Source organism: Bacillus sp. JJ1127, assembly GCF_036965845.1.
In the GTDB taxonomy this organism is placed as follows: Bacteria; Bacillota; Bacilli; order Bacillales; family Bacillaceae_G; genus Bacillus_A.
Genome location: NZ_JBALQK010000335.1, coordinates 6551 through 10693, shown reverse-complemented (window position 1 = coordinate 10693; position 4143 = coordinate 6551). Strand labels below are relative to the sequence as shown.

Genomic DNA, 4143 nt, shown 5'->3' with positions numbered 1-4143 from the left:
CCCCTTCCTTGACCATCTTGTGCTGACAAGATGGTCTATTTTTTATCACCTATTACTGGATAATGCCCCTTATCCAGTAAACAACTATTCATTTATATAAATCCATTTTAATTTTTCAACATCTAAACCCCTGCTATGCAGAATAAAAAGTAACTTACTTTACTTCTCATGTAACAGGAAAAGGCCCTGGCCGCTTCTATGTATGGCCAGATGTTCTCCTCTCTCCCGCCTAAAAAGAGAAGTTTTATGTCGGTTTTTTAATTGATTGTACATATAGTAAAAAAAACAAACCCCTCGCTCTATTCTAAGTGCGAGGGGTTTGTTTTATAGATTATTTTCCTTGATACATTGCATCCACTTGTTTTTGAAGTTCTTCATTTTCTAAGAACTCATCGTATGTCGCTTCCTTATCGATTACGCCGTTTGGTGTTACTTCGATAATACGGTTTGCAATCGTTTGTACGAACTGATGGTCATGAGATGTGAATAGTAATGTTCCTTTAAATGCGATTAAACCGTTGTTTAATGCTGTGATAGACTCAAGGTCTAAGTGGTTCGTTGGATCATCAAGTGTTAATACGTTTGCTCCGCTTAACATCATTTTTGAAAGCATACAACGAACTTTTTCTCCACCTGACAATACAGAAACATTTTTCTTTACTTCTTCACCAGAGAATAGCATACGACCTAAGAAACCACGTAAGAAACTTTCTGTTTCATCTTGTGGAGAGAATTGACGTAACCATTCAACTAAGTTATATTCACTGTTCTCGAAGTACTTAGAGTTATCTCTTGGGAAGTAAGCTTGAGATGTTGTAACGCCCCACTTAAATGAACCGCTATCTGGCTCCATTTCACCCATAAGAATTTTAAATAATGTTGTCATTGCAATATCATTACGTCCGATAAATGCAACTTTATCACCTTTATTTAACGTGAAGTACACATTATCTAACACTTTTTCTCCATCAATCGTTTTTGAAAGACCTTCTACAGTTAATAAGTCATTTCCTACTTCACGCTCTGGTGTGAAGCCAACGAACGGATAACGGCGTGATGATGGTTTAATGTCATCTAATGTAATTTTATCTAATAACTTTTTACGAGAAGTCGCTTGCTTCGCTTTAGATGCGTTTGAACTAAAACGTGCAATGAAGTTTTGTAACTCTTTTACTTTCTCTTCTTTTTTCTTATTTGCATCTTGTGTTAGTTTCAATGCTAACTGGCTTGATTCATACCAGAAGTCATAGTTACCAACATATAATTGAATTTTACCGAAATCAAGATCCGCCATGTGCGTACATACTTTATTTAAGAAGTGACGGTCATGGGATACAACGATAACTGTATTTTCAAAGTTCATTAAGAAGTTCTCTAACCATTGAATTGCTTTTAAGTCTAAATGGTTGGTAGGCTCATCAAGTAATAAAATGTCAGGTTGACCAAATAGTGCTTGAGCAAGTAATACTTTTACTTTCTCTGCACCTGTTAACTCAGACATCTTTTTATCATGAAGATCTTCTCCAATGCCTAATCCTTTTAAAAGGATTGCAGCTTCAGATTCAGCTTCCCAACCGTTTAGCTCAGCAAACTCTCCTTCAAGTTCTGCAGCACGCATACCGTCTTCATCACTGAAATCTTCTTTCATGTAAATCGCATCTTTCTCTTGCATCACTTTGTAAAGACGTGTGTGACCCATAATTACTGTTTCTAATACAGGAAACTCTTCGTATTCAAAGTGGTTCTGTTTTAATACTGCTAAACGCTCACCAGGCGTAATATTTACATCGCCTGTTGATGGGTCAATTTCTCCAGATAAAATCTTTAGAAATGTTGATTTACCAGCACCGTTTGCTCCGATTAAACCGTAGCAGTTACCTGGTGTAAATTTTATGTTAACATCTTCAAATAATTTTCTGTCCGCAAAGCGCAATCCTACGTTACTAACTGTAATCATGTGGTTCCTCCAATTTTGATACTTTTATATATATATACCTCACTTACTATAACATATTTAGCCATCTAAAGGTATATCAAATCGGCTTTCTATTTCAGCGAACGAAAATTTCTATTATAAAAAGTTCTTAAATGAAATCATAAATAAACGGCTTATGTAATGGAATCAAATGTTCAAGTGCCTGTACTTCTTCCTCTGTTCCTGAAATATAATCGATTTCATATAGCTCTAATGGACGCTTATATCCAAATAACATTGTTGATAACGTATTTATATCCAATTGAATTCCTGTATTTTGTAATTCCTTTCTTTCTTCATCATTAACAAATACAACTTCTTTATTTGTTAATGCAACCGTTTTATTATTCCACGGTGCAAATGAGTCAGAAATATGTAAGATTACATCATTTTTTTGATTATCCCATTCAAATGAATATTGTTTAAGAAAACTCTTTACATCAACAATTCGGGCCATAAAATATGGCATAATTTCAGCCTTCATTCGCGGTTCTTGCAACGTATATAATAACGGTTCTCTTTCATGTAGTACCATTTTGAGCTCTTTTATCATGGAATCATGCTGGCAAATAAAATTCCAAAGTCCATGTCTTGCTTCATTATTTAATGGAATAAATTCTTCTACTGTCATTTTTGAATCTTTTATCTCATAAAGAATGTAACCCATTGCCTCTTTTTCTTCACTATAATAAACCGCTACCGTAAGATCATGGTAAACCGATTGATTCCACCATTCTTTACTTCGCACTAACATACCGGAGAAACCTTTAGCAAATTGTTCATACACTTCACTTATTTCTTCAGAATGGGTATCTTTATTATAACGTTTGACCGTTCCCTTAACTGACTTTTGCATAACTAAATCTGCTTTTGTCAAAGAACATATAAGACGATTCGCAAAAAGTTCCCATCCGTATTTTCTATAAAAAGAAACCGCAAATGGATGTAGCATGGATACGCTATATCCACCGTCCTTCATTGTTTTTAATACATGTTTTAATAGCTCTTTTACATACCCGCTTCTTCTATACTCTGGATACGTTGCTACCTCTGCAATTCCACCCATTTTAAAAATCCCATCACCAATATTAATTTCAAGTGGAAGAAGGTGTAATTTTGCTGCTAGCTTATTTTCCTCAACAATTCCATATAACTGGTGATGCTCTTTCATTAACTTAAGGCGCTTTTCAAGTTGATCTTCTGGCACTTTATATTGAAAAGCGTATTCTGATAATTCTATCGCTTCACGGTAATGACTTTCTGCTAATTCAATTACTTTCATTATTTCATCCTCCTATTCCACTTATTTAATTCGAACTATTGCATGTAAAATCCTATATAAAATGAAAAAAGAGAAAATGCTTTATACATCTTCCCTAGTTCATTTATTTTCTAATTGCAGATTTATCATAAACGCACCCATCACTTTTATCCTGTCCACTGTATATTATATGAATTATATACCTCGATACACCTACTGAAAATTCCTAACTTCTTATTTTCATACAAGTTACTTATCAATGAATTTTTAATCTCAGGTATATAATTCGGCCAAGTAAATCACTTTTATTTCCATTTATATACTCGAAAGCAAAGAAGGGAAGAATAAACCATTATGAATTCTTACTTTAATAAAATAGATAAATTAAATGCAACTCGGGATCCACTTCCCTCAAGAAGGAATAGGGATCCAAGGGAAGAAACTTCTGAATTCACAAGACTCTTTGCATTCAGAGCTATCAACATGTCTACCCTTCAACAAATACCCGCCAATACTACTGCTAAAGTTTTATATCCTCATATAGAATTTGATTTAGCAAATGAATTCAACTCAGCTGCATCCACGTTCATTCCTGAAACAAGAGGTGTATACTCATTGACTGCAAGTATTCTTTTCTCACCGAATAATTTCAATGAGGGCTACAGAGGAAGAATAAGTATTCAAGCAAATGGTCATGAGGTAGCTGCTAATAATGATTTCTTTGGAGCAAATATCAAGATTAAAAATATCATAACCGTTTCTACCATTACTCAATTACAACGTGAGGACATCGTTGAAGTATTTTTTATATCTAGCGTAGCTGGTACAATCAATTTACTTGATAGTATTACACGTTTTGAAGGAGCTAGATTCCCTTCCCCATCAATTTAAAATAAAACGTCTATAA

At 34.2% G+C, this 4143-nt stretch carries 3 protein-coding genes; 1 reads left to right on the top strand and 2 read right to left on the bottom strand.

Going from position 1 to position 4143, the window contains the following annotated elements:
- Nucleotides 1-331: 331 nt before the first annotated feature.
- Both V7183_RS23890 and V7183_RS23885 read right to left on the bottom strand, forming a co-directional pair.
- Complete coding sequence (locus V7183_RS23890; protein WP_097894742.1) at nucleotides 332-1957, bottom strand: ABC-F family ATP-binding cassette domain-containing protein; 1626 nt, start codon at nucleotides 1955-1957, stop codon at nucleotides 332-334.
- 127 nt (nucleotides 1958-2084) lie between these two features.
- On the bottom strand, nucleotides 2085-3257 hold the full coding sequence (locus tag V7183_RS23885; protein WP_335361062.1) for a GNAT family N-acetyltransferase: 1173 nt from the start codon (nucleotides 3255-3257) through the stop codon (nucleotides 2085-2087).
- 333 nt (nucleotides 3258-3590) lie between these two features.
- On the opposite strand from V7183_RS23885, the gene V7183_RS23880 reads away from it, so the two are divergent.
- Nucleotides 3591-4127 (top strand): hypothetical protein, encoded by a 537-nt coding sequence (locus tag V7183_RS23880; RefSeq protein ID WP_335361061.1) that lies wholly within the window; start codon nucleotides 3591-3593, stop codon nucleotides 4125-4127.
- Nucleotides 4128-4143: the final 16 nt, after the last annotated feature.

Excerpts from the sequence above, each read along its gene's own strand:
- V7183_RS23890 (WP_097894742.1), bottom strand. The coding sequence starts at position 1,957 with ATGATTACAGTTAGTAACGTAGGATTGCGCTTTGCGGACAGAAAATTA.
- V7183_RS23885 (WP_335361062.1), bottom strand. The coding sequence starts at position 3,257 with ATGAAAGTAATTGAATTAGCAGAAAGTCATTACCGTGAAGCGATAGAA.
- V7183_RS23880 (WP_335361061.1), top strand. The coding sequence starts at position 3,591 with ATGAATTCTTACTTTAATAAAATAGATAAATTAAATGCAACTCGGGAT.